Origin of the sequence: Burkholderia sp. HI2714 (assembly GCF_002223085.1) — a bacterium.
Classification (GTDB): domain Bacteria; phylum Pseudomonadota; class Gammaproteobacteria; order Burkholderiales; family Burkholderiaceae; genus Burkholderia; species Burkholderia lata_D.
This window is the reverse complement of the sequence record NZ_NKFM01000057.1, coordinates 54,217-77,007: the sequence shown is the minus strand read 5'-3', so window position 1 is coordinate 77,007 and position 22,791 is coordinate 54,217. Positions and strand designations below refer to the sequence as shown.

Below are 22,791 nucleotides of genomic sequence, written 5' to 3'. Positions count from 1 at the left end.
GATGTCCGACCGCACGACCCGCTTCGATGCCTCCGCCGTGAGCGAAGCGCTTTCGTACGACGCCCGCTATGCGCATGCGCTGCCAACGGGCGTGGCCAGCTACGCGGCCTTCCGCACGCTGGTCGAGATCGAGACGGCCGACGACCTGAAGCGGCGCGTGCTGGACCGTCTCGATCACGACGATCTGGCCGGTGCGACGTTCTACACCACGTCGGGCACGAGCGGCGAGGTCAAGCTGCTGCTCAACGCGCCGGCGCGCAAGCGGCTCGACACGACCTATGGCCGGGCGCTCGCGAACGCGCTGGCGGGAACGGCGATCGCGCCGACGGACCGGGTGGCGAACCTGTTTACCGCCGGCGGCTTTTCCACGCTGTACGACGGCGTGAACCGGCTGCTGGAAGCGATCGGCGCGAACGTACTCCCCATCGGGCGGCTGGACGCCTACGGCGCCGATTTGCCCGCGATGCTGAACCTGATCGGCCGCGCCCGCCCCAACGTCCTGGTCGGCACGCCGACGAGCGTGCTGCAGTGCCTGCGGCTGCTCGACGCGCACGGTGTCGATGTCGACGTCACGAAGATCGTCTACACCGGCGAGGCATTCTCCGAGCGCAAGCGCACGATCGTGCGGCGGCGCTGGCGCGATGCGGCATTCTTCGGGCTGTACGGCGCCACCGAAACGGGCTTTCTCGGCTATCACACGCCGCGCTGCGCGGAAGGGCATTACCACGTGCTCGACGACTGGTTCTTCCTCGAGGAAGAGGACGGGCAGCTCCTCGTGACGAGCCGCGCGAACCCGGGCCTCGCGATGCTGCGCTACCGGATCGGCGATCGCGTGCGCGTCGGGCCGTCGGTGCGCTGCACGTGCGGCGAGGGCGGCTCGGTCGTCGTGCTGCAGGGCCGCGCGGATCAGCGCTTCAAGTTCGCGGGCAACCTCGTCAGCACCGAGCTGCTGGCACAGCGGCTGGCGGCGTGCGTCGGCCGGCCGCTCGACTGCCAGTTTCGCCTGGACGCCGACGCGCAGGGGCGCGACTGCCTGACCGTCGCGCTGGACCTGGGCGACGACGAACTTGCGCCGCTCGCGTCGCGGCTGACGGGCGCACTGTTCGAGATCGAGGACGTGCGCGAATGCATCGACAAGGGCGAGGGTCGCCTCGACGTGCTCGGTCGCGATGCATTGCGCTTCTCCGCGCGCCAGAAGCTGCCGCGCCTGATCGACGAGAGGCATGCCCATGTCTGACGATCGCGCCACCGTCGCGCCTACCACGTCTGCCGGGCCCGCTGGGGCCGCCGCGTCCGCGACAACTGCCGCGTTGGCCTCGACGCGCGCGTCGCGGGCCGACCGCATGCGACAGTTCGCGGCCGAGGTGCGCGCGACCTGGCTGATGCTCTATCCGATGGTGCTGTCGTCGATTTTCGGCTACTGCATGACGCTGTTCGACTATCGCTGGATTCGTGACCTGCCGTCGGAGGACATGGCGCTGCTCGCGCTCGTCAACGGCAGCGTGGCGACTTTCCTGTTCCTGCTCGGCAAGAGCTTCGAGGAGTCGTTCGTCGCGGTGTTCGCCAAGGCGCCCCGTGAGGACCAGGGCCGGCTGTTCGTGCAGAGCCTGGTGTTCGCGGCCGCGATCGGCGCGCTGGTCGTGCTAGTGCTGATCGGCACGCGGGCGCCGCTGATGACGTTCATTTCCGGCGGCCAGTTCCACGGCGAGCGCATGTTTGGCTACTACGCGCTCGTAATCGGCAGCTTTCCGCTCACGCTGCTCAGCACCGCGCTTTCCGCGGCGATGCGCACGTACGGCGATACCAAGTCGCCCGCCCGCATCAGCATCGCGTGCGGCGTGGTCAACAACATCCTCGATCCGCTGCTCGTGTTCGGGCTGTTCGGCCAGCATCCGTCGCTGCAGCTGTTCGGCCTCGCGCTGACCTCGTGGATCACCAAGAGCCTGTATCTCGGCTGGTGCGTCCGGTGTATCCGCCCGCGGCTGCGCCGCGAGCAGGTCGTGCTACCGCGTCCCGGCGTGGAATGGCCGACGCAGCGACGGCTGCTGCGCATCTTCCTGCCTTCGGCCGCGCTCGAGGCGTTGACCTTTCTTGCGAATACGGCCGTCTATTCGCTGATCGCCCGCTACGGCGTGCGCGCGATCGGCGGGTACGGCATCGGCTTCGAATTGATGACGATCGGATTCATCCTCATCAAGGGGCTGAGCATGGTGTTCATGATCCGGATCGGTCATCTCGTGCGCAGCCGGGCACCGTCCCGCGCGGCACTGCAGTCGGTGATGCTGCTGGGCGTGCTGTTCACGGCGGCGATCAGCATCGCGTTCTTCCTGCTGCGCGCGCTCGCGCTGCGCTTTCTCGCGTCGGACGCGGGCGTGATCGCGGTTGCGTCCGCGCTGCTCGACTACGTGCCGCTGTTCGTCTTCAGCTATCTGCTGACGAACCTCGTGACCGGCTGCTTCCAGATTCTCGAACGCCCGGCGCGCGCGATGGCGCTCGGGCTGTTCTTTTCCTGGGTCGTCACCCCGGGCGCGATCTACCTCGGCGTCACGCACCATCTCGCGCTCACGCAACTGTTCGCGCTGCTCGCGGGCGTGAGCGTCGTACGCCAGGCCGTATACCTGACGATTTTCCTGCGGCTCATGCGCAGGCTAGGCGCCGCGCCTGCGGCACCGCCGGCCGGCGTGCACGCCGCGGCCGGATGATTCCACGACCGTTGTATCCCTAGACCTCACGACTGGAGACCTGCATGCGTACCAATACCCCCGCCGAAGTCAACGCCGACACCTACGATCGCTACGTCGACACGTTCACGCTCGAATGGAACCGCAATCTGGTGCAGCGCGTCGAGCACGAGCTCGCGCAGCGGCGCATCGCGTCGGGCCGGTTGCTCGATGTCGGCACCGGTACCGCGCGGACGCTGATCGAGCTGGCCCGCGTCCCGTCGCTCTCGCCGCTGGGCTTCGTCGGGGTCGACTACTACGACGACATGGTGCAGCGCGCCGAACGGAACGTGCGCGCGGAAGGGCTGGAAGGGCGTATCGAGATCCGCGCGGGCGACGTCCACGCGCTGCCGTTCGACGACGGGACGTTCGTCGCGGTGATCGGCCGTTCGGTCGTGCATCACTGGGCCGACCCTGTCGGCGCTTACCGGGAGATCTTCCGCACGCTGGCGCCCGGCGGTTTCGCGCTGATTCACGAACCCTGCAGCGATCCAGCGCCGGAGGCGCTCGCGTTCTTCAACGAGCGACGCGCGGCCGCGGGCGTTCATCCGGTCCATCTCGACGGCAAGTTCACCGTCGCAGAGTCGATCGGGCACCTGCACGAAGCCGGCATCGGCGAGCACGCCAGCGTATCGAAGGGATCGGGGATGCTCGCGATCGGCTTCGAGGTGCTGATCGCGAAACCGGCGCAGCAGTGAGCGGGGCCTTGCCGATGCGAACCGATCACGATCTGCCGGCGCCGGACGCCGCCCGTCCGCGCGCCGCACGTGACGAAAGCGAGATCGATGCGGTCTCGATCTCGCCCGACCGGCTTTCCGTACGCGGTGTCGATCTCCTGCAGCTGATCGAGTCCGTCGATTTCCCTGCTGCGATCCTGCATGTGCTCGCGGGCCGGATGCCGGACGCGGGCGACGTGCGCGCACTCGATCGCGCACTGGCGGCGCGGCTTGCCGACGACGGGCCACCCGACGACGGCCTGCTCGCCGCACAACTGGCCCGCCGCCAGCGCCGGCCCGAGGTGTTCCTGGTCGCGGCGATCGCGGCCGGGCTGACCGCCGGGCCGCGGTCGCGACCGGTCGCCTGGCCCGACGCGTTGTCGGGCATCGGGCAGGGCGACGAGGCGGCGACGGGCCTTGGCATCGTCGCCGCGTTGCCGCGCCTGCTGGCGGTGTGGCGCGCGACAGACGACGAGGCGCCGGCCTGGGCACAGCCGACAGATGTCGCGCGAGGTTTCAGCGCATCGGTGCTGGACTGCCTGTGCGGCGTCGAATCGAGCGACGCACAGGCCCGCCTGTTCGACGTCCTGCTGGTTGCGCTGCACGGCGGCTTCGGCCTCGTTGCGCCGACCATCGCGCTGCCGCGCTTCTCGGCGAGCACCTACGCAAGCATCGACCTGAACCTGATCGCAGGCCTGACGGGCAGCGGTTCCGCGCATGTGGGCGCGTGCAGCGACGCGACGCGGTTTCTCGCAAGTCTCGTCGGCCAGCCCCCTGCGGAGATTCGCGATCGCGTCGCGCAGCGCGTGCAGGCGGGCGACCGGATTCCCGGCTTCGGCCATCCGCTGCTCGAATGCGATCCGCGACCGGCCGTGCTCGAGCGCCACGCGGTGCGGCTGGGTGTCGACGGCGCGGCGTTCGATGCGTATCGGGCCGTATGCGGCGCGATGCAGGAGCTGCGCGGGCTGCCGCCGAACATCGATGCGGCCGCCGCGGCCACCTTGCTCGAACTGGGGATGCCCGCCGTGCTGGCCACGCCGGTGTTCCTGTTTGCGCGGATGCCGACGATGCTCGCGCACGCGTTGCAGAAGAAGGCGCACCCGCCGTTCGGCCAGACCCGGCCGGTGGCGCGCGAACGCCTCGCCGCGCTGCCGAAGGCCTGGATCTGACGCCGGCTCGCCGGCGCCCCTCAACCCGAGATTGGATCGACACCGACATGCTGACCAACCTGCCGCATGCGCTGCATTGTGCGGCCAACGATACCCAGCGCCGCATCGACTTCGTGAAGACCCAGATCCATCGCTGGATCGACGAGATGTTCACGTCTCCCGACCGGCACGATCTGCGAGCGTGTTTCGCGAAGACGCTGCTGATCCGCAACTACCTGCTGTCGCCGGTGCTCGATGCGATCGAGACCGAGCGCTTCCTGCGCGACGCGACGGTGCGTGAGTACATGAAGCGCTTTCAGGCGCTGTCGCTCGACAACGAGGTCCGCTTCGAGCGGCAGATGAGCGACGTGCTGCGCGCCGGGCCGTCGAGCGAAGGGCTGCTCCTGATCATCAAGGAATACTACGCTGAGATTTACCGGCTGCTCGCACGAACCGAGATCTTCCTGTCGGACATGTCCGCCGATTCGACGGTGGCGATGGTCGGCTCCGGCGGGATGCCGCTGTCGCTCCTGTTCATGCAGTCGTTCAGCGGCGCCCGCATCGTCGGGCTGGATCTCAGCGAGGAATCGCTCAGGACCGGAGAGCGGTTCGTCGATCACCTGTGCGCATCGAACCCCGCGCGCTATCGCCGCGCGGCGATCGAGATGGTTCACGCGGATGGCGCGGCGTACGACTACGGTGCGTGCGACATCGTCATCCTGTCGATTCATATCGAGAACAAGGTGGAGATCGTCGAACGGATCATCGAGACGGCGCCGCGCGATCGCAGCGTGATCGTGATCGAGCGGCAGGTGCAGGGGCTCGGCCAGTATTTCTATCCGAACTACGGGTTCGATTCGGCCGGGCTGCCGCTCGTGAAGCAGGCCACGCTGTGCTCGTCGCTGCTGGTGAGCACGGCTTATCGGCTCGACTGGTAGGCGGGCGAGATGACGACGAACGAGATTCTGTCCGGCGGAATCGGCCTGTTCCATGCATGGGAGCGGCAGGTGCTCGCGCTTTACATGGACGCGTTTACGACGGGACCGTATGCCGGTCACTACCTGGACGAGGCGGCCGAGCGCGGCTGGATCTACGGACTCTTCATCGAGCATGCCGCGCGTTGCCATCTGTGGGTGGCCGGCGACGCGCTGGCAGGTTTCCTGCTCTCCGCCGAAGCGGGCTACGACCGCAAATTGCCGGTGTCGCTGCGCGCCACGCTCGGCGACGGGCCCGTGATGTCGATCGCCGAACTGGCCGTCGCCCCGCACTGGCGCTCACGCGGGCTCGGCGAAGCGCTGGTACGGCGCTGCATCGACGAGGCGGCCCCCGGCTATCGCGACGTCATCGTGCGCAGCAACAGCAACGCGCTCGCCGCGCACCGGCTTTACCAGCGGCTCGGTTTCGAGCCGTTCGGCTCGGTGCGCGTGGAAAACGAGATGCTCGCCGACGGGCGACGCGGCGTCGAGTGTGTCGATAAGCAGTATTTCCGGTATCGGATAGCGGGTGACCAGGCGCTCGGAGGGTGACGTGCTGCACGTCACCGCCGATCGCGAAGACGGGCGGTCAAGCCTGACTGCCTCCGCCGCGCAGCAGCCGGGCGTGCAAATGACTGCAATCCAGCAGTGCTTGCGCGTTCCGCGCGGCCGCGACTGGTAGACCTTCGGCGGACGCTGCCGGCGCGGTATCCAGCGTCCATCATCAGCTTCCTGACGGTCTCCTTGGCCAGCCGAATGCCATGGCATCCCGCAGCTTCTCGCAAGCCAGCGTCGGGCCAAAATCCGCGTAGCGCCCGCGGATCAATGCCAGCGCCCGCTGTACCTTTCCAGCCGGCAACTGATGATTGCTGGGGCGCCCACGCTTGCCTGACACCAATCCGGCTGGCTGCATGGTCGGCTCCGCGCTTGCTCAACGAGCCGTACAGCATGCCAGCAGTCAAAAACAAGACATTTTTATTTAGCGGAAAGGGGGTGCGGCGGAATTCTTGGACTATTTGGGAGCTAGTCCATGTATTCGTACGAAGACCGCATCCGAGCAGTCAAACTCTACTTGAAGCTTGGAAAGCGCCTTACCGCGACCGTTCGTCAATTGGGCTATCCCACCACGAAGTCTCTCGAACGGTGGTATCACACGTACGAGCGATGTCTGGATTTGCCGAGGGAACGTATTTGCTTGAGGCCGCGCTATTCGGCGGAACAAAAGAAGGCGGCCACAGACCACTATATGAGCCATGGCCAGTGTCTGGCTGCAACGACAAAGGCCTTGGGATATCCAGGACGCGGGACGCTCGTCGCCTGGCTCGACGAGCTACATCCTGAACGAAAGAAACGCGTTCTCGGGAACCACTCTGGAAGAACGTCGACGATGGTCGCACAACTCATGCAGAGCCATGCGCCATTCTGGTACGCGCGACGCTGCTCGTCAGTCATTTCGTAGTTAGGCCGGGGCCATTACGCGACGCCGCGGCATCGTGTGCGGCGGCCCCGAAGTGCCGGTACACGCCGGCCGCTCGACTGAAAACGTGGGTCTTTCTCGCGCACCCCGGCCGAACACAGCGATTGTCCGCTGCCTGCGCGAGTTGTTCCTTCGTAGCTTTCGTGAATTCGGCTCGGCCTGACGTGCTCATGCCATGCTCCGATTCATCACTACTCGGATGAGAACGCCCGAGACGACCAGTACAACGGTCGACGCTATAAGTGCATCAAGTAGGCTAATTGGTTCGGGCTACGATTGATATAATTGAATCTGTCGCCGGAAAGCCTTGTAGTGCCTAGGTCGAAATCTCCGCACTTGAACGCACCGGCATACCGAGTATTCGGTTTGCGGCGATATGGAAGTAGATTTCAGCTGGACATTGGGGCTTCAATTACGCCGATGCCGCCACCCTGACAGTCCGCTGGTTAGCCTAGGAAGCGAGCCCTGATAGTGCCGGGTTCGGGCACAGGCCCGCGCATTGTTGTGTCTGTGGGCAACGCGACGAGCCGGTTGGGATGCGGTACTTCACGCAAACTGAATCGACCTTCAGCTGCTTCGGAGCGCCGTGAGCGGGCATCGAGCGGCGCGGCAAACCGGGGCGCACTGACACGGTTCAATAGACACACACGTTCGAGTCGATTCCGTTTTCAATCGGCGATACAGAGCCAACCCGACGGGAAAACCCGTCGACAAGACGGGTTTGGGTCTGTGCTTGACCGCTGCTTGAATTCCCTCGTGTTCCCGCCATCGTTTGCGCGGGACCGACGGCGAGGGGACAGATCATGCGTGTGCACGACAATGTGGGCCTGATATCGCTTCGCGGCCGAGCCGAGAGTGCGACTGCCATGCGGATGGCAGGTCCGTCCGTATTGATGATATGTCGACGCGATAATATCAGCGCGGGCTGCGCGAGCGGAGATGGGCGATGACCACGCAAGACTTCGTGGCGATGGCTCAGCAGTGTGCGCCCGCAGTCGCCCCGCAGACTTTAGCTGCCGTTGTTCGGATCGAATCGGGATTCAATCCCTATGCAATCGGTGTTGTCCATGGCCGTTTGGTGAGACAGCCTCGGCGCGAGGACGAAGCGATCGCCACGGTCAAGGCATTGCAAGCGGCAGGATGGAACTACAGCGCCGGCCTCACGCAAATCAATCGCGAAAACTGGTCTCGTTACGATTTGACCGCGAGGACCGTCTTCGACGTCTGTCGGAACCTGAGCGCTGGTGCGGCAATTCTTCGAGCATGCTTCATGCGGGCTCGCGTCATTCATGTCGATCCACAAGAGGCGTTGCGCGCAGCGCTGTCGTGCTATGCGAGCGGGAATTTCGAAACCGACTTTCGCGTCGGGTATGTACGGCGGATCGTGGAGGCCGCGGCGTCGGACGACACGATCGTCCCTGCGCTGTCGTCATCGGTAAAGCCGATTCCAGTAATACCCGACCGTGTGACTGGATCCCGGGCTGAGAGCCGCGGGCGCTCGACACCTGTGGCTCCTTCGCCCTCGCCCCCGACCGGTGACGCAGCGCGAAGCTCAAATGACGGTGGAACTGAAAACAGTGCCGTGATCTTCTGAGCAAGGCAGGTGGAATTCGGCTGAATGGAGTGCATTATGAAATCAGTACAACTAATGAATATGAGCGATGTGAGATTGAGAAAAGCACGTATTGCGTGGATCTCATTAAATTGGCGCCGCATCGCCGTGCTCAGCGTGCTTGTCGTGGCGGCCCCCACGGCTTCTGCGCAACTCAGTCAGGTTAATACCTTGCTGATCACTATTCAGAACACGTTGCTCGGTGTGGGCGGGGTGGTGTGTTCAATTTCCATCATCTGGGCCGGCTTCAAGATGATGTTCCAGCACGCCCGGTTTGGCGATATCGCGCATGTTTTCATCGGCGGCCTTTTCGTTGGCTGCGCAACGGTCATTGCTGGCATGTTGATTCCGACGGCCTAACATGAACACGGAGCTGATTGTGGACACACTCTCCGATCCCGTATTCAAAGGCTGCACGCGGCCAGCGATGCTATGGGGCGTTCCACTTGTCCCGCTGTTGATGGTCAGTGGCGGCATGCTGATCCCGGCAGTCTGGGTATTGATGGCGAGCGCGCCTTTGGGCGTTGCAATCGTATTGTTGATCATTCCCGTATTCGCGACGATGCGCATGATTGCGCGCCAGGACGACCAACGTCTTGCACAGCGCATGCTACGCGTGAAAATGAGACTGCGTCAGCGCAACCGGCGCTTCTGGGGCGCGCATGCCTATGCGCCGATCCGGTTTAAGGCGCGAGGGTGACATGAGAACACCGTCGGCACATGCAACCCTCGTACCGCGCGAAGTGGTGCTCGCAGATTTCATCCCGTTTTCGTCGCATGTCACGGACCGCGTGATTCGCACGCGCGAGGGTGACTATATACAAATCTGGAAGGTCCCCGGGATTGCATTCGAGACGGCCGATCCTGCCGATATTCTCGCGCGTCATGTCACCTTCAACCAGTTGGTGCGCAATCTGCCGGGTGGCCACGTCGCGCTATGGACGCATCGGCTGCGGCGGGGTACTACGGACAGGTTCGAGACGACCTATGCCAACCGGTTCTGTCAGGACTTGGCGGAGCGCTACTACGCGAGCTTTGCCGGTTACACGATGATGACCAACGAGCTCTACGTGAGCGTCGTATATCGTCCTCACCGGACGCGATTGGGGCGGCTGTTCAGCCGTGCGGCACGCCGTACACTTGACGATATTCAGCGCGATCAGCAAGACGCATTGCGTGCGTTGGCCGATATCGCCGCGCAGATCGAGTCTGGTCTCAAACCGTGGTCGCCGCGTGCGCTCAGTGTGTATGAACGCTGCGATCCATTGACCAAGCGGCTCGGTCGCTATTCCGCCACGCTCGAGATGCTTGGCTACCTGGTGAACGGAACGTGGGAGGCGGTACCAGTTGGATCCAGTCGAATTTGCGACACTTTACCAACCTCACGCCTGTTCTTCCACCGTGAGAAGCTCGAGATCCGCACACCTACGAGCACCCGCTATGCGGCATTGCTCGACCTGAAGGACTATCCGGAGCAAACCGAGCCAGGCATGCTCAATGGACTGCTCTACGGCGACTTCGAGTACATCGAAACGCAAAGCTTTACCGTGCTCGACCGTCCCAGTGCCAAGGAGGCACTCGAGCGCCAGCGCAACCAACTGATTGCGGGAGATGACGTTGCTGTCTCGCAGATCGAGGCAATGGATCGAGCCGCGAACGATCTCGTCAATGGCGATTTCGTTTTGGGCGAGTACCACTACACGTTGGCTGTGCTGGGAGATACCTTGGACGAGGTAGTGCGGCATGTCGCTCAGGCGCGAACGAAGCTTGCAGACGCCGGCTTTCAGAGTGCGCTCATTGATCTGGTCGCCGATGCTGCGTGGTTCGCGCAGTGCCCCGGCAACTGGCGATACCGACCGCGAGAAGCGAAGCTCACGTCACGCAACTTTTGCGCGATGGCCAGTTTGCATAATTTCGCGACTGGAAAGCGAGATGGCAATCCGTGGGGCGAAGCTATCACGATTGTCAAAACGCCCAGCGGGCAACCGCTCTATCTCAATTTTCACGCAACGCCCGAGAAAGTCGACTCAAACGACGAGAAGGCGCTTGCCAACACGCAGATCATCGGCCGAGCAGGTGCAGGCAAGACGGTGCTTGAACTGTTCCTGCTCGCGATGGCAATGAAGTACGGTGTGATGGGCGTGCTCTTCGACAAGGACCGAGGAGCGGAGATCGGGATTCGCGCTATGGGTGGTCAGTACACGGTATTTCACCGTGGCGCACCCACCGGCATGAACCCGTTCCAGTTGGAGGTGGGCGAGGCGACACACAGTTTTTGGATGCGTCTTGTGTGCAAGCTGGTCGACAACGGAGTACCGCTGTCCGCGAAGGATGAGCTCGATATTTCTCGCGCGATCCGGGAGGTCGCACGCATGGATCGATCGCTGCGTCGGTTGTCCATGGTCAGGCAACTCTTGCCAAACGTTGGAGATAACAGTCTTCATGCGCGGCTTGCCAAATGGTGCGCCGGCGGGCGCCTCGGGTGGGTGCTTGATAACCCGGTTGACCTGATTGATCTACATGCGCACCAATTGTTCGGCTTTGACGACACAGAACTGCTCGACGATCCGGAGGTATGTGCGCCACTGACGATGGTGCTGCTGCATCTGACCGAACGCCTGATCGATGGGCGGCGTTTCATCTATGTGATGACCGAATTCTGGAAGCGCCTGCGCGATCCGGTGTTCAGCGAGTTTGCCAACGACAAGCAAAAGACCATTCGAAAGCAAAACGGACTGGGTATCTTCGACACCCAGTCGCCTGCGGACGTGCTGAGCAGTCCGATCTCTCGTGCGCTCGTGGAGCAGACGGCTACGTTTTTCTTCCTGCCCAACCCGAGCGCGGACCACGATGATTATGTCCACGGTTTCAAGCTGACCGAAGCCGAATTCAACATTGTGAGACGTATGGGCGAGCATAGCCGGTTGTTCTTGGTCAAGCAGGGTCATCGTTCGGCAATCGGGCGACTCGATCTCTCGGGATTGGGTGACGTGCTCGATGTCCTGTCGGGCACGTCAGACAACGTTGCGTTGCTCAATGCGATCCGAGCCAAGGTCGGGGACGACCCCGATGTGTGGTTGCCGCGCTTTCATGATGCCCTGACCGCTCGCCGGCGCCAGACGAGTGCGTTTCAAAGCTCATTGTCGAGCACCGCTACACACGTGCAAGGTGGTGTTCTATGAATGGCCTCTTCAGCGCGGTGGGCGGTACGCTCGAAAATGGCATGCACACGTACGTGAGTGATGCATCGTCTGCGTTGTCGTCCGCGTTAGTACCCGTGGCTACCACGGGAGCGGTGATCTGGATTCTCGCGTATGGCATGGCGGTGATTCGCGGAGAGGCGCACGAGCCGGTGCCGGCATTTGCCTGGCGAGGTATGAAAGTCGTCATCACGCTCGCATTCGCGCTAAGTGCGGGTCTGTATCAGTCCCAGGTCGTCACCTCCGTGAGCGAGGCGACAACTGGCGTCGCCCAGGCAATTCAGACAGCAGCCGTTCACACCGGCGCGGGAAATATTGGATGCGGGTCGGTTGAGCAACCGAGCGAGGCAAGCGAGCATGCCGCGGGAATTTACCGGACGCTCGATTGCTATGACCGGCAGCTTAACCTCGTGGTCGACGCCTATTTCGACAAGGCGACCCATGAAGGTCTGAGCATGAGCGGCATCGTCGCAGGTATCGGCGACCTCGCTTGTGGTCTGGTTGCCGCCTTCGGTGGCGCAATCTTTCTGATGGTGCTCGGCGTCGAAGTGATGATGGCGCGCATGCTGCTCGACCTTGTACTCGCGTTGGGTCCCATATTCATTACATGTGGAGCATTTAGTCCTACTGTCCGATTTTTCGAAGCGTGGACTGCCAAGCTCGTGAACTATGCGCTGTTGCAGGTGTTGGTTGTGGCTTTTCTCGGTCTCGCGCTCGCGGCGTTCTCGGCTAACCTCGCACCGTTTCAAGTAACGACTGCTGATCCGGAAGCTTCTGCCGATGCGCTGGCCGCTGCAGCCCGTCAAGCACTTCAAGCAAGCGCCCCGTGGGCGGCAGCTTTCGGCATGTTTGTTACGTCCGTGCTGCTGGCGATGATTGGGTGGCAGTTGCCGGCCGTGGCTTCGGGGCTTGCGGGCGGTGCGACTGTCTCGGGTTTTGGAGCGTTTGTCGCCGGCTACGCATCCAGACAGGCGGCCGGTGCGATGGCCTTCGCACTGCGCGGTGCAAACCGAAGCGCATCTTCCGGCGGTCGAATATCGAGGCCAGGCGGATTGGTGAGCACCGTCTCGCCGCACTCCCCCGCCTATCAACGGGCTGCACGCGAGCAGCTTGACCGTGCGCACGACTGAACAGGAGACGAAGCCATGAAGCGATACCTATTCACGCATACCGTGCTGATGGGCGCCGTTGTTGCGGGTGCGGCGTCTTTTATTGAGCCGGCAAATGCGGAAGTCTATTCGGTCTATGACGAGAAGAACGTTGCCCAGGCGATCGCGATGGTCGGGCAGCTCAAACAACAAGTGCAGCAGGAGATGGCGTTGTACCGCTCCATGAGTGGCGCGCGCGGCTTTGGCGCGTTGCTGGACCGACCGGGAGTAGTCAATGCGCTACCGGGCAATTGGCAGAGCGTGTATGCCGCGATTCGCGAGGGCGGGTATGCCGGGCTGACTGGTCCGGCTCAGGCGCTGCGCGCGCAAAGCAAGCTCTACGACTGTGAAGACCAGCGTGGCATCGATCAGCGAATTTGTCAGCGTGCGTTAAACAAGCCATTTCAGGATAAGGCACTTGGCCTGGAGGCATATCAGACTGAGCTTGCCGAACTCGACCGGATTGAGCGTCTGATGCAGCACATCGATACGACACGGGATCCGAAGGGTATCGCGGAACTGCAAGCACGAATCCAGTCGGAGAGCGTGGCAGTCGGCAACGAAATGACGAAGTTGCAGATGTTCAAGATGCTCGCGGAAACCGAGGATCGCTTGATTGCCGAACAGCAGACTGAACTGCTCCTGAAGCGAGCGGGCAACACACGTCGACTCCAGGATCAGATGGTGCCGGTCACATTTGGCCGATAAGGAGAACTGCGATGACGCGACGCTGGATGATATGCGTGCTTATCGAGTTGAGCATGTCGATGTCCGGGTGCAACAGTGTGCCGGCCGGGCTTGCGCTTCCCGATGGGGCTCACCGGGTACCGGTCAATCAGCAACCACCGGTGCCGACGGGGGTGAGCCTGTCGGTGGATGGAGCTTGTCCGTGAACGACCAAAGCGATTACCGGCGCGCGCTTGATTTTGAGGCGTCGCTCACCGCGTTGCAGGCATGCTCCGAGCGTCGCGCATGGCAAGTGGCGTTTGCCGCCGTTATTGTCGCGATCGGTTCTGTAGCGGCGCTTGCCGTGATGATGCCGTTTTATCGCGTGGTGCCGTTGCCTATCGAGGTGAACAAGCTCACCGGCGAGGCGCAACTCATCGAGGTGCTCGACGCAAAACACGTACCGCTGCGCGAGATCGAAGACAAGCACTGGGTCGAAGTCTATGTACGCACTCGCGAGCGCTACGACTGGGGACTGTTGCAAATGGATTACGACCGCGTCCTGGAGATGAGCGACGAATCGGTAGCGCGCGCATATCGTCAAATCTACAGCGGTCCGAATGCGTTGGATCAGCAACTGGGCGCATCAACACAATACCGCACCCGAATAGTATCGACGACGCTCGTGCCCGACGAGCCGGGGCATGCCGTCGTGCATCTGGAGCGCACGGTGCGCAAGAACGGCATCGATACCGGTGAGCCAGCAAAGCGCTTTGTGATTACGCTCGCCTTTACCTACCGTCCCACGGTGCTGGTGCGGGAGCGTTCGGCAATCGAGAATCCGTTCGGCTTCAAGGTGACGGCGTACAGCCGAGATGCGGAGGATACGCCACCTGCTCTGCATCCCGGTGCAGGAGCTGGCCAATGAATGCGCTCGCAATCGTGGCGATCCTGTTGGCGTGCTTTGCGACGCAAGCGGTCGACGCGCACGTCATGCCGGGCTGGACGCGCGATGCCAGAGTGCGCAAAGTGCGTTATGTGCCGGACGAAGTCGTGCGCATTATCGCGCAGCGCGGCTTTGCCACCCACGTCGCGCTGGATCCGACCGAGCACATTCTTGTGGTTGCGCCAGGGGACCGCGATGGCTGGTATGTGGTAGCCAATCGGGGAGACCATGACGTTTATCTGAAGCCGAAACTCGCCGCTCATGACACGAATCTCATTGTTCGGACCGATCGGCGCAGCTACAGCTTTGATCTTCTCGTTCTGCCCTTGAAAGCACGCTTTGGCAACGCGCATGAGATGTACCGGGTAAGTTTCGTGTACCCAGACACCGCTGCGTCGGATGCGTCTATTGCCGCGCGCTTGGCGTGTGTGCAGCAACGGCTGTCTCAGCCGTCTGTCGTGCGTAACGCCGCGTACTCGATGCAGATCATGCCACACGCCGAGGATATCGCACCGTCCGCAGTATGGGATGACGGTCGCTTTACGTACATTCGAATCCCCAACAATCGTCGTATACCCGCGATCTTCCGAGTCGAGGACGATGGCACCGAACGCGTAGTGGACAAGCACATGGACCGCGACGTGGTGGTCGTCCATGAGCTTGCCCGCCGACTTGTGTTGCGTCTGGGCGATGAGGCGGTTGGTTTGTGGAACGACGCATTCGACATTGATGGTGTCGCGCCGCAGCACGGCGTGACGGTCGACGGCGTGCGCCGCACGCTGCGGAGTCGCGAACATGACTGAGGACACTTCGCCCAACGGCGCGGCGGCGGACGACAGGATCCGTCGCGACATCCAGGCAGATATGAATACAGGTACGGGATCCGAATCGTCTGTCATGCTCGATCGCGGCATGCCCAGCCTAGGTGGGTTCGGGCGACGATCGTTCATCAACTGGCTGATACCGCTCGCGATCATCGTACTTGCACTACTAGGCGCAGTCTGGACAGTTCACGGTGTACTCGCTCACCGAGACGATGCTGTGCGTTCGCGCCGCAGTGCGCTCCATGCGCGAGGCGCACACGAAAAGGTGTTCGACGAGGCGCCGGCATTTGCCGAGTCTGCGTCGGCCGCTGCAATGCCCACACCGACGTTAGCACCGGCCGCGGTACAGGCTGCGCCGTCCAGTGATCGTGCTGCACCGGTACGCAGCTACTACGACGCGCCGTTGCTTGCCGTGGGGGCCAGCAATGGGCAAATGGCAGACGCGAGCGAGAGTGAGTCAGCTGCCCCCAGTATTTTGCCCGTGCACGCGGACCAGCAGCCGTCGAATACGACTGTCGGTATGGTCGAGGAGCGGGCGAAATCCTTCTCACAGCCGTTGTCTCAGGCGCTCACGCCGACGCGCGTGCCGAAGGTGATGGCAGCGTTTATCGGCAACCGCAGTTTGCTACTCGCTCAGGGCACGAAGATCGATTGCGCGGGCGACACCGCGTTCGATTCCACCCAAGCAGGTATATCGACTTGCACGGTCGCACGTAACGTCTATTCCGACGACGGGCACGTGGTGCTCATCGAGCGCGGCTCGCAAATCAATTGCGAATATCGCGCGAATCTTGCGCCCGGGCAACGACGTGTATTTATTCTGTCAGCACGGATTGCTACACCGCACGGTGTCACCGTACAGATCGATTCGCCAGTAGCCGACGCGCTGGGCCGCATGGGTATGGATGGATCGATCGATAATCACTGGGGCGCGCGCGTGGGCGCGGCCATGATGCTCGGACTGAGTCAAGACGCAATCGGTTATCTGGCCACGCGCGGCGGCAATGGCAACGGCACGATTGTCTACCAGAACACACAGGCGCAAGGCAACGACATGGCCACGCGCGTACTCGATCAGACCATCAATATTGCCCCAACTCTCAGGCAACATCAGGGTACCGAGTTCACGATTGTCCTGGCTCGCGATCTGGATTTCAGCTCGGTCTATGCACTGGAGCCGGAGGGTGTGCGATGAAGGCGTTCGAGGCAACACTTCAGCCGCAAACCGATCGCGTAGCCGATGCGATGCCGGTGTTACCAGATGATGCATCGGTGACGGAGCTGATGCGTTCATTCGCACCGTTACTCGCCGACGAGGCAGTAACGGAGCTCGTGATCAACCGACCGCAGCGCATTTTGACCGAAACCCATCGGGGATGGCAGGCACATGATTTACCGGAACTCGATTTCGAACGACTAATGGCGTTCGCCGTGGCGATTGCCACATTGACGAATCAGGGCGTCTCGACCGAGCATCCATTGCTTTCCGCGCTGTTACCAGACAACGCGCGCCTCCAACTCGTAGTGCCGCCCGTGGTGCCGTCGCGCACGGTATCGGTCACCATCAGGCGCCCGAGCGCGGATGAAAAGACGCTTGAGTGCCATCGCGCCGACGGCATGTTCGAGAACACGGTTTGGCGACACGTTGACGGTCTCGGTAAGACCGGCTTGGCGTTGCGCGGAGTCGATCGGATGCTCGTCGAGCGGCTCGAAGCGCGTGATTTTGCCGCCTTCTTCGAAAGCGCCGTGCAAGCACGCCGCAATATTGTCATTGTCGGCAGCACGGGATCCGGCAAGACGAGCTTCATGCGCAGCTTGTGCCGATTCCTGAGCGCGAGCGAGCGCATCGTGACGATCGAAGACGTACGCGAGCTGTTCATTCGGCATCTCGAAAACTGCGTCCATCTGCTCTATAGCAAAGGCTCGCAGGGGCGCGCACGCGTAACGCCTGCAGATTTGATTGCCTGCGCCATGCGCATGCGTCCCGACCGGGTGTTGCTTGCCGAGCTCCGAGGAGCTGAAGCGTACGACTTCCTGAAGCTTTTGACCACGGGGCACGCCGGCTCCATGACGAGTTTTCATGCGTCCAGTGCGGGCATTGCCATCGAGCGGTTTGCGCTCATGGCAAAGGAGCATCCCGAGGCAGCCGCCTGGGACATTGCTTCGCTCAAGCGCGTGCTGCGCTTGACCATCGACGTGATCGCGCACATGGAGGCGCAGCCCGTATTGGACTCGCACGGTGTCCAGGTCGGCAAACGCTGGGCGATGACCGAAGTCTGGTTCGACCCGCGCGAGAAGGCCGCCGTCGAATTTAACCAGGCCGAAAGGTGCTGCGATGCATGACGTGTCTGAGACGCTTACTCAAGCGTGGCGTGTGACGGTTCTCACGCTTGCCATCACGATCGCGATATACGCCGGATTGGCCGCAGCCGAATGGTTGGCCTCATGTGTACTGTATGCAAGCATGCACCGCAATCCCATCCGCGCAGGCTGGTCAACATGGCTTGACGCGTTAGGGGCATGGTACGACGGCCGTCTTCCGAATATGGGGCGACGTGTGCTCGGTGCGGGCCTCATGGGGTTGCTCGTCGCCTTCGGCGGCCCTGCGCTTGCCGTGTATGCGTGGCTGGAACAAGCCGGCCGCGGACCCTTGTATGGCGACGCGCGCTTCGCGAACGAGGCGGAGATTCGTCGGGCGGGGCTGTTATGAGACAGATTGCACCCGCGAAGTCTCAACCGACGCTGGTGGTGGGCCGTTGGCGTGGCCGCTATCTGCGCTTTGCCGGTCAGCAATTCGTGCTACTCGCCGCGCCCGCTCGTTCAGGAAAGGGCGTGGGGATTGTGATTCCGAATCTGCTGACCTATTCCGACTCCGTGGTCGTGCTTGATATCAAACAGGAAAATTTTCGCCTCACGGCGGGCTTCCGGCGCGCGCACGGACACGCTGTGTACCTGTTCAATCCGTTCGCAGGGGATGGCCGCACGCACCGCTACAACCCGTTGTCGGTATTGGCAGACGGCATGTTTCGCGTCGGCGACATTCTGGCGATCGGTTACGTGTTGTATCCGGCCGGCGGGCATGACGAATTCTGGAAGGACCAGGCACGCAACCTTCTGTTGGGACTGGTCCTGCTGCTGTGCGATTGGCGTGAGGCCCGTCGTGCTGGCGCGAGCGGGGTGCCCGACTACCCGATCACAATGGGCGAGGTACTGCGGCAATCATCGGGAAATGGTCTGCCGGTCAAAACATACTTGAATCGGATGCTTATACAGCATCGACAGTACTTGAGCCGAGCCTGTATTGATGCACTGAATCGGTTCCTCGCGAATGACGACAAGGTCCTAGCGAGCATTCTGGCGACTTTTAATGCGCCACTGACGATCTGGGCCAACCCGATTGTTGACGCGGCGACGAGCGCGAACGACTTTGATCTTCGAGACGTCAGACGCCGCAAGATGTCCGTATATCTTGGCGTGACGCCCGATCACTTAAGTGAGGCGGCGATACTGATGAATCTGATGTTCTCGCAGCTCGTGAATCTGAACACCAAAGAGTTGGCAGAGGACAATCCGGCATTGAAATTTCAATGCCTGCTGCTGCTTGACGAGATGACGGCGATCGGAAAAATCCAGATTATCGCGCGTGCGGTGGCCTATATGGCGGGCTACAACCTGCGCCTGCTCTCGATCGTGCAATCCGACTCCCAGCTCGAATCTGTTTATGGCCGAGCTGACGCGCGGACCATTGTCACGAATCACGCGATGCAGATCCTCTTCGCCCCGCGCGAACAGAAGGACGCCAATGCTTACTCCGAGATGCTCGGCACGCGCACGGAGCAATCGCGCACGACGAGCCGATCGAATGGCATGTTCGGTGCGCGCAGCGGTGCGAGCGAGAGCTTTTCCGATCAACGTCGTGCGCTAATGCTGCCGCAAGAGATCAAGGAGCTCGATCGCGACAAGGAAATCATTCTTCTCGAGAATACCAGGCCGATTTTGGCGGACCGGATCTGCTACTGGCGCGATCGTGCGTTCACTTCACGGTTGATGGCCGCGCCTACGGTGCCTGCGCTCGATCTCGTGCGATTTGGTGCACAAATTGAGCAGCGACTGCGCGAACTGAGCGATGACGAAGTCGATGATCAGACAGGCGAGCTGGCGCATGTGCGACCGGACTATCTGGAACTTGTACACGCCTGGGATCAGCGCGAGTTGCCGCAGGCTTTGGACGATATCAGTTGCGAGGAGGCCGCTGCATATGTGGATCGGCATTTCACGCTGCTGGGGGTGCCGGCAGATGACGTTGCGCGCGCCGGACGTCGGTTAGCGCGTGACGAAGACGGCATGACCGATGCTGAGGCGGGCTCGCGCAAACGCGTCTGGAGTCCTGCTGCGCGGGCAAGTGGTGGTGTTCAATGAGCGTTGCATATATCAGTGAGGCGGATCGCGTGCGCGCGGCTTTGGCGACGATTCCGGCCGACGACTATACGACATGGGTCGATATGGCGTTCGCCGTGAAGCAGGGGCTTGGCGAGGCAGGTTTTGATCTGTGGGATGCATGGAGCCAGACGGCGCCAAATTACGATGCACGCTCGGCGCGTGCGACATGGCGCTCGGCGAGCGAAAGTGGGGCGATAACGCTTGCGTCGCTGTTTTGGCTGGCCCGCGAGCATGGGTTCGATCTGGCCGGCTCGCGCGCCGTTGGCGATGTCGCAGCTCGGCCCGCGCCGGCGCGTGCCCTCATTGTGGGCGCCGAAGCCCCGCTCGAGCGTAAGCGTCGGGCTCGCCGCGCCGCCGTCGCCCGTGAGGCGCTGAGTATCTGGCATTGGGCACGGCCCGTGGCGCCCGATCATCCTTATCTGACGCGCAAGCAGATTGCGCCGTTGCCGACCCTGCGCGAGCTTGAGGCAGAAGAGTTGCACGTGCTGCTCGGCTACGCCCCGAAATCCAATGACGCCGCTCTCTTGGGACGTGTGTTGATCGTGCCTGTTCGTATCGGTCATCAGATCTCGACACTCGAACTGATCGATTGCGAAGGGCGTAAATCGTCACTGGCAGGCGGTGCGAAGGCAGGGGGCTGGTGGTCGGTTATGCCCGAACAGTGTCGACGCGACGCGTGCTTGCCGGTTCTGATTGCCGAGGGCGTGGCGACTGCCGTATCGGCATTGCAGGCGACAGGGTGGTACACGCTTGCGGCTTTGTCGAGCGGAAATTTGCCCAAAGTGGCAACGGTATGGCGCGCGCAGCACCCGAAGGATGAGCTTGTGATTCTGGCCGATCTTGGTGCTGGATATGCGCATGCGGAGCACGCGGCGCGCGATGCGCATGCACGACTGGTCGCTCCTCGGTTTGCATCAGGGGCGCGTATTGCCAATCAGTTGCCGACCGACTTTAACGATATGGCGGTGCTCGACGGAAAGGACGCGGTCGGCGAGCTGTTGCGGCGTGCGGTACTCGATACGCCAGCGCCTGCGTCGACTGAGGCCAAGGCGAGCCGAGCGCGAACCGAGGGTATGGCGTTTAACTTGACGGGAGACGGAGATATGGGATCGAGGAAGGCGGGCAAGGGTACGGCGGCGGACGACGTGCGCCGGCACGCCGAGGTCGACAGCTCAGGTAGTGATCGCGCGTCGACACGGCCATCCGGGACCCCGGAGGAAGGGAAACAGGCATTCACTCACGAACCGGCGGCGAGCTCAATTACCGAAACCACGGGCGAGGGGCAGCATTCGAACCGTGGGCCACGTCATGCGGCAGGCGAACTCATATACGGGCTCGACGCCGTGCCCACTGACGTCAAGTTGGCGGCCGAGCGGCGTTTTGGGGCTGCGCTGAGGATGTCCACACCACGAGAGAACGGAGGCCCCTATCGCGGGGAGGTATTCAATACCGAGCATTTCCTTGTTCAAGAGGTGGCACCACGCAGCGTGGTATTTCACGCGAAGAGGAAGATGACATTCGTGTCGGACCGGTTGCGGTGGATGGACGAGCGCCATCGCCTAAACGGCGCAGACGTACAGATTGTCTACGAAGGTGAGCGCGCGAAGCTCTACCTGTGGGACCGAGCCCGCGATCAGCTTGAGCGGGCGGTTGCGTCGCTGAAAAAATCTGCGCGGGAAATGGGATTCGATGGCATGGACGCGAAGCTCGATGCGCTGCATGCAGCGTCATGGGCTCGCGTGAAAGCCGCGCGTGCAGCCGCGCTCGCGCAAGCCAGGTCACGAGTGGACGGGCGTGGCGACGTCGATGACCCGCAGCGGTAGCGATGCGGTCGTCCGCAATATCAATATGTATGGTGACGCCGCGCAGCGCAGCATTGCGCGACCCAAAACCGGTGAGGTACATGATGGATGATGCCCAGTCGCCGACGCTTTTCGCACGCAGTGCGAGCTTCGCCATGAACGCCATCGAGCCTGAATGGACTCCGGACGTCGACATAGCGCGACGCCCCCCGTCGGAGCACTTTCCAGTACAACAATTCGGCTACCTCGCAATGCTTGCGCGTCGGCGCAGCGAGTTTGATGCGGCGCGCGCCCTGCTACGAGAGCAGGCTGGTGGCAGCCGCGTCGAGGCGGGGCGAGACGACGCCGGCACGGACGGTGTGTCCGACACCGGCGCGATAAATTCGGCGCCGAAGTTCACGCAGATCGCCGACGCGCCAGAGCGAGTTAAGCGAAGCTACCTGCGCGCCGGCGGTCAATATTTCCTGAAGGATGCTCCATACTCGCTGGCATTCGAGGATCGGGGGCGATATCTCGTCACGACGCACACTCATACAGACATTGTTGCTTCCATGATGGATCTGGTGCAGGCGAAGGCGTGGACGCGCATTCGCGTGTCGGGACACGGCGCTTTTTGCCGCGAAGTATGGCTGCAGGCCGCTTCAATCGGTATTGAGGTAAGCGGGTACACACCGAAGCCTGCCGAGCTCGCACGCCTTGCTGAGTTGAACGGGCCGACTGAACACACGCGCGATCGCGATTCCGAGCATCTTGCGCTGCAGCCACAAGCAGCGGCGATCTCAGCGCCTGGGAGTGTCCGTGACGAGAGTCCAGCCCGTCCCGTGGATGCATCGGTGCGCCACGCGAAATGGGAGGACGATGGGATTCATCTCGCCGTGATTGTGGCGGCCATGCGCGAGCAGGGTTTCAGTGATCATTCGGTCGATCGTGTTAAGCGTCGCGCTGTGCGCATGCTCGACGCGCTTCACGCCGAGGGCGTCAAGCTTCCCCGACCTCGCGTGTTCGATCCGGCGGCACCGTCCGCGCGAGCGGAAAAGGTCGAACATCAGCAATCGTCTGCCCCGTCGCGAGAAATCGATCAGGCACCCGCCATGCCGTTGCCTGGCGAACGGTAGACG

Annotated in this window: 20 protein-coding genes and 2 pseudogenes; 21 read left to right on the top strand and 1 reads right to left on the bottom strand. The window is 62.4% G+C overall.

Features of this window, described 5'->3' with window-relative positions; translation table 11 throughout:
- The first annotated feature begins 1 nt into the window (after position 1).
- From CFB82_RS32210 to CFB82_RS32185, 6 genes are all read left to right on the top strand, one after another.
- Positions 2-1,237, top strand: coding sequence for a hypothetical protein (locus tag CFB82_RS32210; protein WP_089446922.1), 1,236 nt, complete (start codon positions 2-4; stop codon positions 1,235-1,237).
- A gap of 106 nt (positions 1,238-1,343) precedes the next feature.
- On the top strand, positions 1,344-2,702 hold the full coding sequence (locus CFB82_RS32205; RefSeq protein WP_256990566.1) for an MATE family efflux transporter: 1,359 nt from the start codon (positions 1,344-1,346) through the stop codon (positions 2,700-2,702).
- Between the two features lie 44 nt (positions 2,703-2,746).
- On the top strand, positions 2,747-3,418 hold the full coding sequence (locus CFB82_RS32200) for a class I SAM-dependent methyltransferase (protein WP_089446924.1): 672 nt from the start codon (positions 2,747-2,749) through the stop codon (positions 3,416-3,418).
- Between the two features lie 14 nt (positions 3,419-3,432).
- Positions 3,433-4,605, top strand: coding sequence for a citrate/2-methylcitrate synthase (locus tag CFB82_RS32195; protein WP_089446925.1), 1,173 nt, complete (start codon positions 3,433-3,435; stop codon positions 4,603-4,605).
- A gap of 47 nt (positions 4,606-4,652) precedes the next feature.
- Positions 4,653-5,522 carry a class I SAM-dependent methyltransferase gene (locus CFB82_RS32190; protein WP_089486699.1) on the top strand — a complete coding sequence of 290 codons (870 nt, stop codon included), beginning with the start codon at positions 4,653-4,655 and terminating at the stop codon, positions 5,520-5,522.
- Positions 5,523-5,531: 9 nt separating this feature from the next.
- Positions 5,532-6,110, top strand: coding sequence for a GNAT family N-acetyltransferase (locus CFB82_RS32185; RefSeq protein ID WP_089486698.1), 579 nt, complete (start codon positions 5,532-5,534; stop codon positions 6,108-6,110).
- Between the two features lie 111 nt (positions 6,111-6,221).
- On the opposite strand, the pseudogene CFB82_RS44205 reads toward CFB82_RS32185, so the two are convergent.
- Positions 6,222-6,465 (bottom strand): annotated as a pseudogene (locus CFB82_RS44205) (ISNCY family transposase); the annotation flags it as partial.
- Positions 6,466-6,588: 123 nt separating this feature from the next.
- Between CFB82_RS44205 and CFB82_RS32175 the strand changes: the two are divergent.
- The 15 genes and pseudogenes from CFB82_RS32175 to CFB82_RS32105 form a co-directional block, all read left to right on the top strand.
- Positions 6,589-6,930, top strand: a pseudogene (locus CFB82_RS32175) (IS3 family transposase); the annotation flags it as partial.
- Between the two features lie 1,051 nt (positions 6,931-7,981).
- Entirely contained in the window at positions 7,982-8,629 is a 648-nt protein-coding gene (locus CFB82_RS32170) for a lytic transglycosylase domain-containing protein (protein WP_089486697.1), read from the top strand.
- A 24-nt stretch (positions 8,630-8,653) separates the two neighbouring features.
- Entirely contained in the window at positions 8,654-9,007 is a 354-nt protein-coding gene (locus tag CFB82_RS32165; protein WP_089446929.1) for a TrbC/VirB2 family protein, read from the top strand.
- 19 nt (positions 9,008-9,026) lie between these two features.
- Complete coding sequence (locus CFB82_RS32160) at positions 9,027-9,347, top strand: type IV secretion system protein VirB3 (protein WP_208450630.1); 321 nt, start codon at positions 9,027-9,029, stop codon at positions 9,345-9,347.
- A 1-nt stretch (position 9,348) separates the two neighbouring features.
- The gene (locus CFB82_RS32155) at positions 9,349-11,829 is read left to right on the top strand and encodes a VirB4 family type IV secretion/conjugal transfer ATPase (RefSeq protein ID WP_089486696.1); all 2,481 of its coding nucleotides are present in this window, start codon (positions 9,349-9,351) and stop codon (positions 11,827-11,829) included.
- The gene (locus CFB82_RS32150; RefSeq protein ID WP_089446932.1) at positions 11,826-12,977 is read left to right on the top strand and encodes a type IV secretion system protein; all 1,152 of its coding nucleotides are present in this window, start codon (positions 11,826-11,828) and stop codon (positions 12,975-12,977) included. The genes CFB82_RS32155 and CFB82_RS32150 overlap by 4 nt, the downstream gene beginning before the upstream one ends.
- 15 nt (positions 12,978-12,992) lie before the next feature.
- Positions 12,993-13,703 (top strand): P-type DNA transfer protein VirB5, encoded by a 711-nt coding sequence (virB5, locus tag CFB82_RS32145; protein WP_089446933.1) that lies wholly within the window; start codon positions 12,993-12,995, stop codon positions 13,701-13,703.
- Positions 13,704-13,884: 181 nt separating this feature from the next.
- A complete protein-coding gene (locus CFB82_RS32140) occupies positions 13,885-14,589 on the top strand; it encodes a virB8 family protein (RefSeq protein WP_089446934.1) in 705 nt (234 codons plus the stop codon).
- Positions 14,586-15,410, top strand: coding sequence for a TrbG/VirB9 family P-type conjugative transfer protein (locus CFB82_RS32135; RefSeq protein ID WP_089486695.1), 825 nt, complete (start codon positions 14,586-14,588; stop codon positions 15,408-15,410). Before CFB82_RS32140 ends, CFB82_RS32135 begins: the two co-directional genes overlap by 4 nt.
- Positions 15,403-16,626: a type IV secretion system protein VirB10 gene (gene virB10 / locus CFB82_RS32130; RefSeq protein WP_089486694.1), complete on the top strand. Its 1,224-nt coding sequence runs from the start codon at positions 15,403-15,405 to the stop codon at positions 16,624-16,626. Before CFB82_RS32135 ends, virB10 begins: the two co-directional genes overlap by 8 nt.
- Positions 16,623-17,774, top strand: a complete 1,152-nt coding sequence (gene virB11 / locus CFB82_RS32125; RefSeq protein ID WP_089446937.1) for a P-type DNA transfer ATPase VirB11 — start codon at positions 16,623-16,625, stop codon at positions 17,772-17,774. The genes virB10 and virB11 overlap by 4 nt, the downstream gene beginning before the upstream one ends.
- The gene (locus tag CFB82_RS32120) at positions 17,767-18,141 is read left to right on the top strand and encodes a hypothetical protein (RefSeq protein ID WP_174948192.1); all 375 of its coding nucleotides are present in this window, start codon (positions 17,767-17,769) and stop codon (positions 18,139-18,141) included. Before virB11 ends, CFB82_RS32120 begins: the two co-directional genes overlap by 8 nt.
- Positions 18,138-19,850: a type IV secretory system conjugative DNA transfer family protein gene (locus CFB82_RS32115; protein ID WP_089486693.1), complete on the top strand. Its 1,713-nt coding sequence runs from the start codon at positions 18,138-18,140 to the stop codon at positions 19,848-19,850. Before CFB82_RS32120 ends, CFB82_RS32115 begins: the two co-directional genes overlap by 4 nt.
- Positions 19,847-21,694 carry a PriCT-2 domain-containing protein gene (locus tag CFB82_RS32110; RefSeq protein WP_089486692.1) on the top strand — a complete coding sequence of 616 codons (1,848 nt, stop codon included), beginning with the start codon at positions 19,847-19,849 and terminating at the stop codon, positions 21,692-21,694. Before CFB82_RS32115 ends, CFB82_RS32110 begins: the two co-directional genes overlap by 4 nt.
- Positions 21,695-21,774: 80 nt before the next feature.
- Positions 21,775-22,788, top strand: a complete 1,014-nt coding sequence (locus CFB82_RS32105; protein WP_179255482.1) for an LPD7 domain-containing protein — start codon at positions 21,775-21,777, stop codon at positions 22,786-22,788.
- Positions 22,789-22,791 lie beyond the last annotated feature (3 nt).

Bases quoted from the DNA above. Each gene is read 5' to 3' on its own strand.
- CFB82_RS32165 (WP_089446929.1), top strand. From the start codon at position 8,654: ATGGAGTGCATTATGAAATCAGTACAACTAATGAATATGAGCGATGTG.
- virB11 (WP_089446937.1), top strand. From the start codon at position 16,623: ATGAAGGCGTTCGAGGCAACACTTCAGCCGCAAACCGATCGCGTAGCC.
- CFB82_RS32200 (WP_089446924.1), top strand. From the start codon at position 2,747: ATGCGTACCAATACCCCCGCCGAAGTCAACGCCGACACCTACGATCGC.
- CFB82_RS32105 (WP_179255482.1), top strand. From the start codon at position 21,775: ATGATGGATGATGCCCAGTCGCCGACGCTTTTCGCACGCAGTGCGAGC.
- CFB82_RS32190 (WP_089486699.1), top strand. From the start codon at position 4,653: ATGCTGACCAACCTGCCGCATGCGCTGCATTGTGCGGCCAACGATACC.
- virB5 (WP_089446933.1), top strand. From the start codon at position 12,993: ATGAAGCGATACCTATTCACGCATACCGTGCTGATGGGCGCCGTTGTT.
- CFB82_RS32210 (WP_089446922.1), top strand. From the start codon at position 2: ATGTCCGACCGCACGACCCGCTTCGATGCCTCCGCCGTGAGCGAAGCG.
- CFB82_RS32185 (WP_089486698.1), top strand. From the start codon at position 5,532: ATGACGACGAACGAGATTCTGTCCGGCGGAATCGGCCTGTTCCATGCA.
- CFB82_RS32195 (WP_089446925.1), top strand. From the start codon at position 3,433: ATGCGAACCGATCACGATCTGCCGGCGCCGGACGCCGCCCGTCCGCGC.
- CFB82_RS32120 (WP_174948192.1), top strand. From the start codon at position 17,767: ATGCATGACGTGTCTGAGACGCTTACTCAAGCGTGGCGTGTGACGGTT.
- CFB82_RS32135 (WP_089486695.1), top strand. From the start codon at position 14,586: ATGAATGCGCTCGCAATCGTGGCGATCCTGTTGGCGTGCTTTGCGACG.
- CFB82_RS32170 (WP_089486697.1), top strand. From the start codon at position 7,982: ATGACCACGCAAGACTTCGTGGCGATGGCTCAGCAGTGTGCGCCCGCA.
- virB10 (WP_089486694.1), top strand. From the start codon at position 15,403: ATGACTGAGGACACTTCGCCCAACGGCGCGGCGGCGGACGACAGGATC.
- CFB82_RS32115 (WP_089486693.1), top strand. From the start codon at position 18,138: ATGAGACAGATTGCACCCGCGAAGTCTCAACCGACGCTGGTGGTGGGC.
- CFB82_RS32150 (WP_089446932.1), top strand. From the start codon at position 11,826: ATGAATGGCCTCTTCAGCGCGGTGGGCGGTACGCTCGAAAATGGCATG.
- CFB82_RS32205 (WP_256990566.1), top strand. From the start codon at position 1,344: ATGCGACAGTTCGCGGCCGAGGTGCGCGCGACCTGGCTGATGCTCTAT.
- CFB82_RS32110 (WP_089486692.1), top strand. From the start codon at position 19,847: ATGAGCGTTGCATATATCAGTGAGGCGGATCGCGTGCGCGCGGCTTTG.
- CFB82_RS32155 (WP_089486696.1), top strand. From the start codon at position 9,349: ATGAGAACACCGTCGGCACATGCAACCCTCGTACCGCGCGAAGTGGTG.